Origin of the sequence: Methyloversatilis sp. (assembly GCF_051861465.1) — a bacterium.
GTDB lineage: Bacteria > Pseudomonadota > Gammaproteobacteria > Burkholderiales > Rhodocyclaceae > Methyloversatilis.
The window spans coordinates 18,758-33,194 of the sequence record NZ_JBHYCQ010000013.1; the positions used below are offsets into that span (position 1 = coordinate 18,758).

Here is a 14,437-nt window from a genome sequence, read left to right on the forward strand (position 1 = left end):
TTTGTAAGGCCTCGGCGGCTAGCCTCGGGTTCCTCATTCGTGTCACACCCCGCGCATTGGACACCATCGCAGTCCCATCGACTTTTGCCGGCGCAGCAACCGGTTCGACCCTGCGTCGCGCGCGCGCAATCGTGGCGACTGCCGCGCTGGCACTTGTGCTGTCCGCATCCTGCGCCATGGCAGCCGCCACGCCGCTGGATCTGCGTACCACGCTGCGCATGGCACGCGATGCCGAATTGCGCAGTGCGCTGGATTCGGCCGCGGTCGCGGTGGTCGAAGCGGAGCAGCGCAGCGCGCGCGCCTGGCCGAATCCGGTCGTGAGCTACGGTCAGTTGCGGCCCGGTCGCGCGAGCACCATGTTCGACGGATCGCGCCAGCAGGATGTCGCCGTAGAGCTGCCCCTGCTGCTCGGTGGCAAGCGCGCGGCGCGGATCGATGCCGCGAGCAGTGCACTCGACGCGGCGCTCGCACGCAAGGCCGTCGCCCGGCTGGAACGTGCTTCCGAAGCGGGTCTGGCGTTTGTCGCCCTGCAGGCCGCCCAGGCCAGGCGTGCCGCCGTGGTCGATGCGGAAAGTACGCTCGCCAAGCTGTCCGGGCGCCTGCGCCTGACCGACAGTCGGGCGCAGGCCTACCGAGACTTCCGGCTCGACTTCGAATCCGCCGACTGGCGGGCCGAACTGTCGGCCGCCGATGCCGAACTGGCGGCCGCACAGCAGCGACTGGCCGACATGGTGGATATCGACGACTGGCGCAGCGTCGTTGTCGAACCGCTGCAGCCGCTCGCAGCGCCCGCCGACGCTCGAGCACCGGCGGAGCATCTGGCCATCCGCGCCGCCCGACTCGACGAATCCGCCGCTCAGGCCGCGATCCGTTCCGCGCGTGCTGAACGCTTTCCGCAGGTGTCGGTCGCGCTGGTGCGCAGCTGGACCCACGACCCCTATGGCACTGCGGATGGCGTGGGCATGTCGATCGAGCTGCCCCTCTTCGATTCGCGCAGCGGCGCCGTCGACCGTGCCAGCGCCCTCGCAGCGGGTGCGCGACTGCGGCGCCAGCTGCTCGAAGTCGAAACCGATACGGATATCCGCAGCCAGCAGACCGAGGTGGACCTGCGGCTGGCGGCGCTCGGGTCGTTTGATGCCGAAGTGGCGCCACGCCTCGCCGCACTGTCGCAGCTTGCCGGAGACGCCTATGCGGAGGCGCACACCAGTCTGGCCGATGTGCTCGACGCGGTACGCACGCAGCAGCGGGCACGACTCCGCCGCATCGAGCTGGAAGCCGGTCTGGTGCGCGCACAACTGCGCCTGCTGGTGGCACGCGGCGAATTGTCCCGCCTCGCCGACTGAATCTGCCACGCGCCGCGGGTCAGCCCAGTGCGCGCTCGATGAAGTGTCGCGGTACACGCGCCTTGGGCGTGCGGTCGGCGAACCAGCTGCGCACGTCCTCGTCCAGTCCGATGCCGTGCATGTAGTTGTACAGCGCCTTGTTGAGCGCGATGCCCAGCGCGTCGTGGTCGGTACCGACCGGGTCGACGAAGCCGACGTCGTTCTTCGCAAAGGTGACCGGCGGCAATGGCAGCAGTGTGACGCCGTAGTCCTCCGGATGGAGACCGACCGGCGAATGCACGGTGCACACGAAGCGGTGGAAGAAGCCGGACTGGATGCAGCCGGCGGCGAACAGCTGGCGCACGTACTCGAGCGCATCCACCGTGTCCTGCACGGTCTGGGTTGGAAAGCCGTACATCAGATAGGCATGCACCAGGATGCCGGCATCGGCGAATCCCTTGGTGACGCGCGCCACCTGATCGACCGACACGCCCTTCTTCATCAGCTTCAGCAGCCGGTCGCTGGCCACTTCCAGCCCGCCGGAAATCGCGATGCAGCCGCTGTCGGCCAGCTCCAGGCAGAGCTCGGGCGTGAAGGACTTTTCGAAGCGGATATTGCCCCACCATGAAATGCTGACGTCACGCCGTTTCAGTTCGGCGGCGAAGGCGCGCAGCGATTTCGGCGGTGCGGCTTCATCGACCAGATGGAAGCCGGTCTGGCCGGTTTCGGCGACGATGGCCTGCACGCGGTCGACCAGCGTGGTCGCACTGGCGGCGTCGTAGCGCGAAATGTAATCGAGACTCACGTCGCAGAAGCTGCACTTCTTCCAGTAGCAGCCGTGCGCCACGGTGAGCTTGTTCCAGCGTCCGTCCGACCACAGCCGGTGCATCGGATTGAGCATATCCAGCAGCGACAGGTAGCGGTCGAGCGGCAGGCCGTCCCAGGTCGGCGTACCGACGTCGTCGAAGGCGATGTCGGGCTCGACGAAATTGACGTACTGCACCGCACCGGTGGCATTGCGCACGAAGGTGCGCACCAGCCGCTGCGCGGAACGCCGGCCGGCCAGATGATCGAGCAGTGCGAGCAGCGGGCGCTCGCCGGCGTCAAGCATCACGTAGTCGAAGAAGTCGAACACGCGCGGCTCGGCCAGCTCGCGCAGTTCGGTATTCACGTAGCCACCGCCCAGTACGGTGACGATGGAGGCGTCATGCGCCTTGATCGTCTGCGCGATGCGGAAGGCGGCATACACCGCACCCGGAAAGGGCACCGACAGCAGCACGATGCGCGGTGCGTGACGCTCGATCGCGGCGAGTGCGAGCCGCTGCAGCGCACCGTCGATCAGCGTCGGCGGCGCGGCCAGCGCCGCCGCCAGCGGGTCGAAGGTGGGCTGGCTCTGCGCCAGCGATTCGGCGTAGCGCACGAATTCGAATCGGTCGTCGACCGCCAGCCGGATCGCGTCGGCGACGTCGTTCAGATAGAGCGTGGCGAAGTGGCGGGCGCGGTCCTGCACGCCAAGCGCGCCGAACGCCCAGCCCAGCGGGTCGCCACCGCCCTCGTCGATATAGATGTCCAACGATTCGAAACGCGGCCCCTCGGGCAGGAAGCCGCGCGAGGCGATGCGATGCGCCAGCGTCGGATCGCGCCCCTGCAGGAAACCGAGGGTGGCGGCCATCGTCGCGGCGTAGCGATCGAACTGCACGAAGAAGCTCGTCAGGCTGGGCGAGCAATCACGATCCGGCAGCGCGGCGACGGCGTCGCGCACGGCGCGCAGGCCGTCGGCCGACAGCAGATCGAGCACCAGCGCAAGCGCCAGGTCCTCCTGTACCGCGTCGATACCCTGCGCGCGCAGAAAGCCCGTCAGGTAGGCGGTGGACGGATAGGGCGTGTTGAGCTGGGTCATCGGCGGGATGACGGACAGCACGCGCGGGCGGGTGAATTCAGGGGAATGCGTGGCAGTCATGGTCGATGGGCGCCGCAACAGACGGCGCCGGCGCAGGGTAACCGAAGCCCGACGGCGCGGGAATGGGCGGCGCGGCGCTCACTGCAGCCTGCGGTCGGCTTGTCGCGGGGGCTTGTGGGGCATCGCTGCGCTCAGCCCAACCTACAAAGGGAGGGGGCGGTCACGCAGGTTGGGGTGAGCGCTGCGATGCCCAACGAACAGGCCCGCGCAGGCATCCGCTCGTTCAACGTGCCGGCGTGACCGCCGGGACCGACTGTGCGATGTCGCGGGCAAGTGCGTCGATGAGTCGGCCGTGGGCGGCAGCGAGGGCTTCGTAGCTGGCTGTACCGATGGTTTCGCTGACGGTGAAGCGGCGGCTCGCGATATCGCGGCCGTCGCGGCGCAGGGTCCATACGGCGTCCAGCGTCACGCGCTCGAACCCGTCGGCATCGAGGCGCAGTACATCGATCGGCAGCGTGTAGTCGGGCCGGGCGATGCTTGACTGCGGCACGGCGACGACGCGCGCAAGACCGCGCTCGCGGGCCAGCGCGGCGGCCAGCCGGCGGCCCATTTCCGCCTTCAGCGAGCCAGCCCAGCGATGGCCGTCGGCCGGTTCGCTGCGCGTGCCGTCGATCCGGCGCACGATCTGCAGCCGGTCCACCGCTTCGGGCAGGCCGATGGGGCCGACGACGATGCTGGGCGCATCGGCTTGCACCGACGCCGGCGCGGCCACGGCGCCCAGCGTGTAGTAGCGCACCGGCGGCGAACTGCCGCAGCCCGCCAGCGCCAGCGTGGCGGCGATCCAGCACAGGGAGCGAAGATGGATCACGGTTTCTCCTCGGGCTTTCCGCGCAGCAGCGCTTCGGGGTGGCGTTCCAGCGTGTCGGTCAGGTGGCGCAGCGACTGCGCCGCGCGCGACAGTTCCTGCAGGCTGTCGCGCAGGTCCTGCTGCAGCGGCGCGTCGCTCGACAGCAGATGGCGCGTATCGGCGATCGCCGCGCGCGCCTCGGCCATCGTGCGCTGCGTTTCGGTCACGGCGGCGCTCACTTCGTTCGACGCAAGGCCGTCGAGCCGCTGCATCAGCTGATCGGTGCGCTCGACCGCGCGCGCCAGCCCGGCGATCGCGGCACGGGTCTCCTGTGCGATGTCGTCCAGCGGCAGGCGGTCGAACTTGCCGGCGATGCGCGACAGCGTGGCCTGCAGTTCGTCCAGGCTGCCGCGCTGGGTCGGCAGCTGCGGCGGTCGGGCAGCCCAGTCGACCTTCTGCTTGCCTGCCGGCGGGAAGAAATCCATCGCCACATAGAGCTGGCCGGTCACCAGATTGCCGTTGCGCAACTGTGCGCGCAGACCGCGCGCCACCAGCCGGTCGACGAAGGTGCGGAAGGCGGCTTCGTCGAAATCGTCCTCCGGCTTGCCGCCCGCGCGCGGACGCATGCGGCCGGGGAACACCGCGATATCGACCAGCAGGCCGACATCGGCGGTATCGAGATCGACATCGGGTTCGAGCGCAATCACTTCGCCGATCTGGGTGCCGCGGAAATCGACCGGCGCGCCGACCGACAGGCCACGCACGCTTTCGGTGAAGCGCAGCCGCACGATCTGGGCGTCCGATCCGGGCTGCTTCAGGGCTTCGGCGCGCGTGCCGAACAGCTTGAAATCGAGCCCGGCGGGCGCCGGCTCGGCATCGCCATCGTCCGGCGTTTCGAACGCCAGCCCGCCGGCCAGGATGGAGGTGGCCGATTCGGTGTTGATCTGCAGTCCCTCTGCGCCGAGCTTCACGTCGATGCCGCTGGCGTTCCAGAATCGGCTGTCGGTGGTCACATAGCGGTCGTACGGCGACTTGATGAACACCTGGATGTCGAGGTGCTGACCGGTGTCGTCGAGCTTGAAGCCGGTGACCTGGCCGGCCGGAATGCGGCGGAAGTAGATCGGCGTTCCGACATCGATCGAACCCAGTGTTTCGGCGTGCAGCGCAAAGGCGCGCCCGGGCACGTCCAGCGTGATGACCGGCGCCTCGTCCAGCGCGACGAAGCGGCGACCGGGTTCGGTCGACTTGCCGGCGTCCATGCCGACATAGGCGCCGGACAGCAAGGTGCCCAGACCGGTCACCGCGCTGCCCGATACGCGCGCGCTGACCACCCAGAAGCGCGTATCCGCCACCAGCAGCCGGTTCGCTTCACGCACCAGCTGCGCCGTGGCGATGACGTGTGCGCCGTCGTCGGCCAGCGCCACCGCACTGATCTGGCCGACATCGACGTCCTTGTACTTGATGCGCGTCTTGCCCGGCTCCAGCCCGGCGCCGCTGGCGAACTGGATCGTGATGGTCGGCCCCTGTTCGTACCAGGCGCGCGCCGCGAGGAACACGCCGATCAGCAGCGCGACCAGCGGAATGATCCAGACCAGCGGGATGCGGAAGCGGCGCGGCGCGTCGACCGTGGCGGTCGGCAGTTCGGGTTCAGTCATGGTGTGCAGTGTGGGGGTCGGCAGACCTGCCGGCCAGCGGGTCCCAGATCAGTCGCGGATCGAAGCTCATGGCGGCGAACATCGTGAGCACCACGACGGCGCCGAAGGCGATGGCACCCGGGCCGGCTTCTATCGTCGCCAGTCCGCGGAAGCTCACCAGCGCGACCAGCATCGTGATCACGTAGATGTCGAGCATCGACCAGCGGCCGACGAATTCGACCAGCCGGTACAGCCGGGTGCGCTGCAGCAGGTTCTGCGTCGAGCGGCGCTGCACCGACAGCGTCAGATACGCCAGCGCGATGATCTTCAGCAGCGGCACCATCACGCTGGCGAAGAAAACCACCGCCGCCAGCGGCCATGAACCCGACTGCCACAGGAAGACGATGCCGCTCATGATCGTGTCCTGCTGGCTGCCGAGCAGCGATGTGGTGGTCATGACCGGCAGCAGGTTGGCCGGCAGGAACATGACGATCGATGCGATCAGCAGCGCCCAGGTGGTCGACACGCTGGCCGGCTTGCGCAGGTGCATCGGCGCGCGGCAGCGCGGACAGCGCAGGTTGTGCGCCGTGCCTTCGGGCGGGCGCGCCAGCTGACCGCACACATGGCAGCTCAAGAGCCCCGCCTCGCGGGCGGTCATCAGCGCGCGCCCACTCACCGGCTCGCCACCAGGGCGTCTTCCGCTTCGTCGAGCAGCGGGGTCTGCCACAGCAGACGCGTGTCGAAGGCCCGGCCGGCAAAGGTGAGCGCGAGGATGAGTGCAGCCGTGGCCCAGAACGCGGTACCGAGGATGACCGTCGCCAGATGCGACAGCTTGACCAGCGACACGAGCATGCCGAGCAGGAACACCTCGACCATGCCCCAGGGCTTGAGCGAACGCACGAGCCGGAAGAAGGGCGCCATGCGCGGTGTCACGCGCCCCAGCCGCAGCGGCACCAGCACGAGCAGGATCATCACCAGTTCGAGCAGCGGAAACAGGATGGCGGTGCCGAACACGAGCGCAGCGACCGGCATCATGCCGTCGCGCCACAGCACCTGCACCGCTTCGAACAGCGTCACCGCGACCACACGACCCTGCATGTCGAGGCCGACCAGCGGCCAGGCGTTCGCGATCACGTACAGCACCAGCGCCGTCAGCGTGAGCGCCAGCGTGCGGTCGAGGCTGTCCGGCGGGTTGCGTGCAAGAAAGGCGTCGCAGCGCACGCAGCGCGCGGTCTGCCCGGGCAGCAGTGCCGGCTCGGTCTGCAGCAGGTCGCACTCGTGGCAGGCGACCAGGTCGGCAGGCAGTTTCAGGTGCGCGGCGGGTGCGGGCATGACCGGTGGTGTCAGGAAGAACCGCGATTCTGCGGTGCCGCGCAGACCGGTGCAATGACCCTGGCGTGGCAATCAGGCGGCCGCCGCCGCGTCGCGCGCTCGCAGCTTGGCGGTGATGTAGTCGGCGTGCGGGATGTAGAGCAGATCGGCCACCTTGCGCATCACGTGCGATTCATGGGCGTGCAGGTGGCCGTCGGCGTAGGCGACCTGCCACATCAGCTCGACGATGTGCACCTTGCGCTCGGCGTCGAAGGCCTGATTGATCAGCGCCGTGAAGCGCTGATAGTCGTAGGCCTCGCGCGCCGCGGTGGTCGCCAGCTCGATCAGGCGCTCGATTTCGTCGTCGGTCAGGGCGAACTTGCCGCGCAGTGCGGTCATGGCCGCGGCGCGCTCGGCGTCGCCGATGTCCGGGTCGGCGCGCATCACTTCGACCAGCAGCACCGCGGTGGCCAGCTGCAGCTGGTGTTCGGTGGCGGCGGCGTCAAGCGGGGCCGGTGCGGCAAAACTGTCGAACAGGTCTTTCAGGGTACGGAGCATCGTGTCCTTCGTCGGCGGAGCGCGGGCGCACCGTGCGCCCGCGTCACAGCGGACCGGTGAAAGCCGGTCGGCGTTCCCGCTGCGGCTGTGCCCGGATGTTACGGCAGCGGCGTCACGACGGCACCCGGCGCGAGCGTGCCGCCGTCGAGCACCTGCAGATAGACGCCCAGTTCGCGGTGGCCGTAGCGCTCCATCATCGTCGCCGGCAGCGTCATGTCGCGCTCGGCGGTCACCGGATTCACGTTGGTCGCGCTGCAGCGCGGCGTGCGCATGACGACCCGCGCGCGCACCTCACCCACCGTGACCTCGCGGTCCAGCCAGGTTGATTCCTCCCACGGCTCACCGCCGTCCATATAGATGTTGGCGCGAAAGCGCATCGGGTCGATGTCCGTACCGAGCGCCGCGCCGACTTCGCGCACCGTGGCCAGATTGATCAACGACACGGCATTCATCATGCCGTGCGACAGCACGCTGACGTCGGTGAAGCGGAAGCCCTCGCCGCTGACGAAGGCCGGCGGGCCTTCCAGCCGCGCGTTGATGTGCTGCGCGATGAAGCGCGCCAGTCCGCAGCAGGCGGCCGGGTCATCGACATCGATGCGCAGATGGCGTCCGTCGGGTGCGCTGACGTGCAGGCAGTTGCCGGCGTCGTCGTAGCGCGTGGCCAGCGACGCAAGTGCGGCGTGATCCATCAGCGCGATGAAATCGGTTTTCGGACGCGGCGCATAACTGCCGGCGTCAAAGGTCCAGCTGCCGTTGGTGAGCGCCCACTGGCGGTCGAGCGGCACGCCTTCGCCGGTGCGCAGCGCGATTTCACCGAGCGGTTCGGCCGACAGACCCTTGACCGGATACCGGTACAACTGACGAACGGTTCTCATGGCAACTCCAGCTTGAAAGGTTGGCTGGATGCTCGGTCCTGCGTGCCGCGGCGGCAATAAGTCGTTTGCCGGAGGCGGGGCCGGAACGACGCGCGACCGGCGGGTTCAGAAGCGGCCGGCCTGATAGCGCTGGCCGAGCACGCTCTGCAGCGTCTGCACGACACCGAACGCGTTCTTCAGCTGGCCGCGTTCGAAATTCGACAGTTCGTCCGGCTTCAGGAAGTTGTCGGCGCCGGCGCCGCCTGCCAGCTGGCGAGCCTGATGCTGGATGCGCAGCGTGGCGATGTATTCGAGCGCGTCGCGCAGGTCGTGCGCGCTCTGTTCGCTGATTTCGCCGCTGGCCGCGGCGACGGCCAGCCGGTCATGCGTGTTCACCGCGGCGTGCCCGCCGGCCAGCGCATAGACCCGCGCCAGATCGACGATGGGCACGATGCCGCTGTGCTTCAGATCCAGCGTGCCCCGGTGTTCGCCAGAGCGCAGCGTCGACATGCGGTTGAACAGGCCGAGCGGCGGCTGGTGCTTCAACGCATTGCCCACCATGTAGGCGAGGAAGATGCGGTTGCCGCGCGTGCGCGCCAGCACGTCCTCGCGCAGCGTGTCGAGCAGCGCGGTCTGTCCGTGGATGGCGCGCAGGTCGAAAAACACGCAGGTGAGCATCAGCGCCTTGGGTTCCGGCTCCGCCGTCCATTTGCGGAAGTACTGCGCCCAGCGCGCCTTCGGCTGCCGCCACGGATCGGTCATCGCCATCATTTCGCCCGGACAGTGGATGTAGCCGCAGGCGGCCAGACCGTCGCACACGAAGGTGGCCAGCGCGCGGAAGTAATCACCGTGCGCGACCGGATCGTAGGCGTCGTCGATGACCAGACAGTTGTCCTGGTCCGATTTCGCCGTCTGTTCGTTGCGCGCCTGTGATCCGGCGGCCACCCACACGTAACCGACCGGTGGCGGACCGAATTGCGCTTCGCCCAGTTGCAGCAGACGGCAGGTCAGGGCATCGGTGATGGCGGTGATGATGTGACCGGTGCTGTATGCCGTGGCGCCGGCGCCGGCCAGACTTTGCTGCAGGGCGCGCACCTGCAGGGCGGCCTCGGCCAGCCCCTCGACGCTCGTCTGCTTGTAGATGTCGCCCGCCAGATGCACCGCCGACAGATTCTGCTGCGCGCTGACGTCGGTCGCCGTGATCATGCCGACCACGCTGTCGCCGTCCATCACGGGCACGTGGTGGATGTTGTGGCGCGCCATCAGCAGCAGGGCGTCGAAGGCCGGCTTGCGCACATCCATGGTCAGCGGATCGAGCGTGGCGATGTCAAGCACCGGCCGCGCGCTGTCCAGCCCCTGCGCGACGACGCGGTTGCGCAGATCGCGGTCGGTCACCACGCCGATCAGCCGGCCCGCTTCGACCACCAGCACCGACGACACGCGCTGCGCGCTCATCTGCGTCGCCGCATCGCGGATGGTGGTCGCGGGCGACACGGTGATCGGCGCGCGCCGGACCAGACTGCGCACCGGCGTGGTGATCAGGTTCAGGTGCGGGTCGCTGCTGTGCGCGACATCGGGCAGGGCGGGGAGATCGGATGTCATCGGACGGGTCATCGGTTCGTGAGGAGGCCGCAACACGCATCATCGCGCTGAACGGCCGCTTGCGCGACCGCACTGCCTCATTTCAATTTACTTCAATATAATTTATTTGATGATATATTGTCTGGATGGACAGCACATCCGACACGACCATCGATCTCGACACGCTGCGCGCCGCCGCCGGCCGTGCCTGCGCACTGCTGCGCGTGCTGGCGCATGATGACCGGCTGATCCTGCTGTGCCAGCTGGCGCAGGGCGAACACTCGGTGGGCGAACTCGAAACGCGGCTCGGCATTGCGCAACCGACGCTGTCGCAGCAGCTGGGCGTATTGCGACGCGAAGGGCTGGTCAACACGCGGCGCGACGGCAAGCACATCCATTACCGCATCGCCAGCGACGACGCACTGGCGCTGATGCACACCCTGCACGCGCGCTTCTGCGCCGCGCCACACGGAGAACACACATGAACATCGCCTGGGACACCTTCACGCCCTGGACCTCGCTGGCCGGCGGCGCGCTGATCGGCCTCGCGGCCGCGCTGCTGATTCTGGGCAGCGGCCGCATCGCCGGCATCAGCGGCATCGTGGGCGGGCTGTTCAGGCCGGCTGCGGGTGACACGGGCTGGCGGATCGCGTTCGTCGTCGGCCTGCTCGCGGCGCCGCTGGTGTGGGGGCTGTTCGCCACCCTGCCCGCCGTGCAGTCCGACGCCGGCACCGCGACGCTGGTCATCGCCGGCCTGCTGGTCGGCGTCGGCACCCGTTACGGCTCGGGCTGCACCAGCGGTCATGGCGTGTGCGGGCTGTCGCGCCTGTCGCCGCGTTCTCTGGCGGCCACGCTGGCCTTCATGGGCGCCGGTTTCGTCACCGTATATCTCGTCCGTCATCTCGCGGGAGCCTGACATGAAAACCTTCATCGCCCTGCTCTCCGGACTCGTGCTGGGCATCGGCCTGCTGCTGTCCGGCATGGCCAATCCGGCCAAGGTGATCGCCTTCCTCGACCTCGCCGGTGCGTGGGACCCGTCGTTGGCGCTGGTCATGGGCGGCGCCATTGCGGTGGCCTTCCCCGCCTTCACGTGGGCGAAGTCACGGTCCGTCGCCTGGTCGGGCGACCGGCTGCAGCTGCCGACCGCGCGCCAGATCGACGCGCCGCTGGTGCTCGGCAGTCTGACCTTCGGGGTCGGCTGGGGCTTGGCCGGGTACTGCCCGGGACCGGCACTGGTGTCGCTCGGCATGGCGTCGCAGCCGGCCATCGTGTTCGTCGTTGCAATGGGGGTCGGCATGGCGGCCCACGCCCTGCTCACGCGGCCAAAGGCGTAAGCAGATAGTCGATCAGCGTGCGCACGCTGACGATGCGCTGGCCGAAAGGCAGCGCGCCGCGGCCGCGGAAGAACAGGCCGGTCTTCAGGTCACCCCGCAAGGCGGCGGCCAGTTGGTGGTCGATGCAGAACTGGCCCCAGCCGACCAGACCGTCGCGCAGACCGCACTGCGCCAGGCAATCGAAGTGCTTGGCGCAGCGCGAGCGCTGATGCACCACGGCCTGCGTGCGCGCCAGCACCGCCAGATATTTCTGCAACCAGGGCGTGCGCACGGCGCGCGCCGGCAAGCCGGCCACGCTGGTGAATTCGACCAGATCGTCGTCGCCAGCGTCGGCCAGAACATGCTTGAAGGCGTCCGAGGCGTCGCATTCTTCGGTCACGGCGAAAGCGGTGCCGAACTGCACCGCCGCTGCACCCAGCGACTGCATGCGCCGGATGTCGTCATGCGTGCGCAGGCCGCCGGCCACGATCAGCGGCACGCGGCCTTCCAGACCGGCGCTGCGCAGCCAGGCCAGGGTTTCCGGCAGCACACGCTCGAAATCGAAGCGCTCGTTCGACACGTCGGCCACCTTGGCAGCACCGAGATGACCGCCGGCCCAGCCCGGGTGTTCGAGCACGATGGCATCGGGCACGCGCTGCTTGCGTTCCCACTTGCGTACCAGCAGCTGCACGCCGCGCGCATCCGACAGGATGGGGATCAGTGCCGCCGAGGGGTGCTCGCGCGCGAGGTCGGGCAGGTCGAGCGGAAGACCGGCGCCCACCACCACGGCGTCGATGCCGCATTCGAGCGCGCAGCGCACCTGCGCCGCATAGTCGCTCACTGCCCGCATCACGTTCACCGCCAGCAGGCCGCGCGTGCCGGCGATCTGTCGCGCCGCACGGATTTCGCGCGACAGCGCTTCGAGATTGCTGGCGTTGATGTCGGTCTTCGCGCGCTCGCCCGACAGGCCGCGCGTGCGTTCCATCAGATCCGGGTGCAGCCGGCGCAGGTCAACGGACGAAAGCGTGCCGACGGCGCCCAGTGCGGCGACATGGCCGGCGAGCCGGTGCGCCGATACGCCCACGCCCATGCCGCCCTGCACGATGGGCAGCAGAATGCGACCGGCGAGCTTCAGCGGCGCAAGACCGCTGTTGCGCAGGCGCTCAGCGGGTGATCCGGACGGGAGCGGTGCAGCCGTAACGGCTGCGGGAGGCGGGAGGACTGCAGTCGGCGTTTCTGTCATGGCAAAGCGGAGCGGCGGCAAATGGGCTGCGCCACCTTAACCGCCTGCCCGCCGCCCGGGCTTGACCTTGCTCAAGCCCGGGTGCCGAGGTGTGACAGGCGTGTTTCAGCCGCGACGACGGCGCGCGGCGAGACCGATCAGGCCCAGACCGGCCAGCAGCATGGCGTAGGTTTCGGGTTCCGGCACCGGCGTGATCGAGAACAGCGAGGTGGTGCCCGTCCCTTCGTTGGCCGTGGCCAGGAAGTAGCGGCCGCCGAACTCGTACGCAGTCAGACCTTCCACGGCGTTCGATTCCGCATCGACGATGAAATCGACGAAAGTGGCTGCGGTCGGGTTGGTCACGTCATAGATCGCAATCACGCTGTCGAACGTACGTTCGAAGCCGATGAAGGCCAGCGTGCGGTCACCCAGTTCGAGCACCGTGACACCTTCGGGTTCGACACCCTTGTTGTCGCTGCGGCCGTCGTCGATCAGTGCGCGCAGTGCCGGATCGGCGAACAACAGCGCTTCGAGCTGGTTGCCGCTGTCGAACACCTGATTGCCGTTCTCGTCGAGGATGGAGAAGGAGCGGCCGCCGAACACGTGGATCTGGTCGTAGTCACCGTCGCCATCCAGATCGCCACCGGATGTCGTGACGGTCAGCCGGCCGAGATTGCTGTCCGCCTTGAGCGCGGCGGCATCCGGGAAGGCCGTCGGATCGAGCACATAGCTGGCGGAGCCCACGCGCACTTCCTCGTTGAATTCGCCATCGACGAAATCTGTCAGATTGCGCGAATCACCCTCGTTGGCGGTGATGTAATAAGTCTTGCCACCTGACGCGTACGAGGCGATCGCGTCCGGCATGTACATGCCGAACACCGGCGCATTGCGGTAGTTGCCGGCGATCGACGTTCTGGGAGAGGTGATGTCGCGATCCGTGGTGTCGAGTTCGTTGCCCGGCAGGCTGTGATCCTTCAAGCCAAGCGAAGTGACCGACACGATCTGCTGCGACATGAGGTCGATCTTGGCGACCGCATTGGCTTCCTGCAGCGTCACCATGGCGAACTGGCCGTCCTTCGACAGGGCGATGTACTCCGGCTCCCAGTCGATCGACGGCTTCGCGCCCGGCGACACGATGCGGCCGAGCCCGGTGGTGCCGTCATAGCCGCTGAAGCCCAGCGTGGTGACCGAATCCTTCGTGGTGTCGATGATGCTGATCGAGCCGCGTGCCTCGATGGTGGCGAAACCCGGGCGGGCCAGCGGCTCGCCTTCGTTGGCGGTCATGATGCGGCCGTCGGCGGTGAAGGTGACCATGTCGGGCAGCGCGCCCACCAGATAGCTCTGCTGGAAGCTGCGGCTCGTGGTGTCGAAGGTCAGCACCGAGCCGGCGTCGGTCTTGATCGGCGCTGCAACGGCGAAGGCGGCCACACCATTGCGGATGGCCACACTGTTCAGTTCGCCGAAGGCGGTGGTGTCGATGTGCTGCACGAAGCTGCCGGTGGCGGCATTCAGGATGTCCACACCCTTGAGCCCGGCCACCCACAGCTCGTTGTTCAGGCTGTCGAAAGCGAGGATTTCCGACGTCTGGCCCGCGACGCTGGTGCCGGCACCGTGCTCGAAGGTCCACAGCTTTTCCCAGCCGGCCGCCTGCACGACCGGCACGAACAGTGCCGCAATCGCCGCGGCTGCACTCTTTCTGACCATTATTGATTCTCCTGTTGTCAGCGGGCCGGCAGTCCGGCCGCATTGACCCGACACGACAACAGGGGAAGGTTGCAGACGTGTTACAGCACTGTCACGTCACTGAAATTTACATTCATTCGTGCGCGAACCGGATCGCGCCATGTGGGTTCCGGCAGCAGGAGCGGCACTGTGGGAGCGGCGATCCACTGCTG

The 14,437-nt window shown here is 68.1% G+C and carries 14 protein-coding genes; 4 read left to right on the forward strand and 10 right to left on the reverse strand.

Annotated features, from left to right (window positions below):
• Positions 1–176 precede the first annotated feature (176 nt).
• Positions 177–1,343 carry a TolC family protein gene (locus ACTIFF_RS16140; protein WP_439537749.1) on the forward strand — a complete coding sequence of 389 codons (1,167 nt, stop codon included), beginning with the start codon at positions 177–179 and terminating at the stop codon, positions 1,341–1,343.
• A 19-nt stretch (positions 1,344–1,362) separates the two neighbouring features.
• Here ACTIFF_RS16140 and ACTIFF_RS16145 read toward each other — a convergent pair whose 3' ends face one another.
• From ACTIFF_RS16145 to ACTIFF_RS16180, 8 genes are all read right to left on the reverse strand, one after another.
• Positions 1,363–3,282 carry a B12-binding domain-containing radical SAM protein gene (locus ACTIFF_RS16145; protein ID WP_439537750.1) on the reverse strand — a complete coding sequence of 640 codons (1,920 nt, stop codon included), beginning with the start codon at positions 3,280–3,282 and terminating at the stop codon, positions 1,363–1,365.
• 223 nt (positions 3,283–3,505) lie between these two features.
• Entirely contained in the window at positions 3,506–4,090 is a 585-nt protein-coding gene (locus ACTIFF_RS16150; RefSeq protein WP_439537751.1) for a PqiC family protein, read from the reverse strand.
• Positions 4,087–5,724 (reverse strand): intermembrane transport protein PqiB, encoded by a 1,638-nt coding sequence (locus tag ACTIFF_RS16155; protein WP_439537752.1) that lies wholly within the window; start codon positions 5,722–5,724, stop codon positions 4,087–4,089. The genes ACTIFF_RS16150 and ACTIFF_RS16155 overlap by 4 nt, the downstream gene beginning before the upstream one ends.
• Positions 5,717–6,361 carry a paraquat-inducible protein A gene (locus ACTIFF_RS16160; RefSeq protein ID WP_439537753.1) on the reverse strand — a complete coding sequence of 215 codons (645 nt, stop codon included), beginning with the start codon at positions 6,359–6,361 and terminating at the stop codon, positions 5,717–5,719. The genes ACTIFF_RS16155 and ACTIFF_RS16160 overlap by 8 nt, the downstream gene beginning before the upstream one ends.
• A 14-nt stretch (positions 6,362–6,375) precedes the next feature.
• Complete coding sequence (locus ACTIFF_RS16165) at positions 6,376–7,035, reverse strand: paraquat-inducible protein A (RefSeq protein WP_439537754.1); 660 nt, start codon at positions 7,033–7,035, stop codon at positions 6,376–6,378.
• A 72-nt stretch (positions 7,036–7,107) separates the two neighbouring features.
• A complete protein-coding gene (locus ACTIFF_RS16170; RefSeq protein ID WP_439537755.1) occupies positions 7,108–7,572 on the reverse strand; it encodes a TerB family tellurite resistance protein in 465 nt (154 codons plus the stop codon).
• A 98-nt stretch (positions 7,573–7,670) separates the two neighbouring features.
• Positions 7,671–8,447, reverse strand: coding sequence for an MOSC domain-containing protein (locus ACTIFF_RS16175; protein ID WP_439537756.1), 777 nt, complete (start codon positions 8,445–8,447; stop codon positions 7,671–7,673).
• A 105-nt stretch (positions 8,448–8,552) separates the two neighbouring features.
• Complete coding sequence (locus tag ACTIFF_RS16180) at positions 8,553–10,028, reverse strand: putative nucleotidyltransferase substrate binding domain-containing protein (protein WP_439537757.1); 1,476 nt, start codon at positions 10,026–10,028, stop codon at positions 8,553–8,555.
• A 125-nt stretch (positions 10,029–10,153) separates the two neighbouring features.
• Between ACTIFF_RS16180 and ACTIFF_RS16185 the strand changes: the two genes are divergently transcribed.
• The 3 genes from ACTIFF_RS16185 to ACTIFF_RS16195 are packed head-to-tail and all read left to right on the forward strand — an operon-like array spanning position 10,154 to position 11,341.
• Entirely contained in the window at positions 10,154–10,492 is a 339-nt protein-coding gene (locus tag ACTIFF_RS16185; RefSeq protein WP_439537758.1) for an ArsR/SmtB family transcription factor, read from the forward strand.
• Positions 10,489–10,923, forward strand: coding sequence for a YeeE/YedE family protein (locus ACTIFF_RS16190; protein WP_439537759.1), 435 nt, complete (start codon positions 10,489–10,491; stop codon positions 10,921–10,923). The genes ACTIFF_RS16185 and ACTIFF_RS16190 overlap by 4 nt, the downstream gene beginning before the upstream one ends.
• Before the next feature lies 1 nt (position 10,924).
• Positions 10,925–11,341, forward strand: coding sequence for a DUF6691 family protein (locus ACTIFF_RS16195; RefSeq protein ID WP_439537760.1), 417 nt, complete (start codon positions 10,925–10,927; stop codon positions 11,339–11,341).
• On the opposite strand, the gene ACTIFF_RS16200 is transcribed toward ACTIFF_RS16195, so the two are convergent.
• On the reverse strand, positions 11,322–12,563 hold the full coding sequence (locus ACTIFF_RS16200) for an NAD(P)H-dependent flavin oxidoreductase (RefSeq protein WP_439537761.1): 1,242 nt from the start codon (positions 12,561–12,563) through the stop codon (positions 11,322–11,324). The two genes, ACTIFF_RS16195 and ACTIFF_RS16200, sit on opposite strands and share 20 nt — an antisense overlap.
• Before the next feature lie 105 nt (positions 12,564–12,668).
• Complete coding sequence (locus ACTIFF_RS16205; protein ID WP_439537762.1) at positions 12,669–14,246, reverse strand: choice-of-anchor I family protein; 1,578 nt, start codon at positions 14,244–14,246, stop codon at positions 12,669–12,671.
• Between the last annotated feature and the right edge of the window lie 191 nt (positions 14,247–14,437).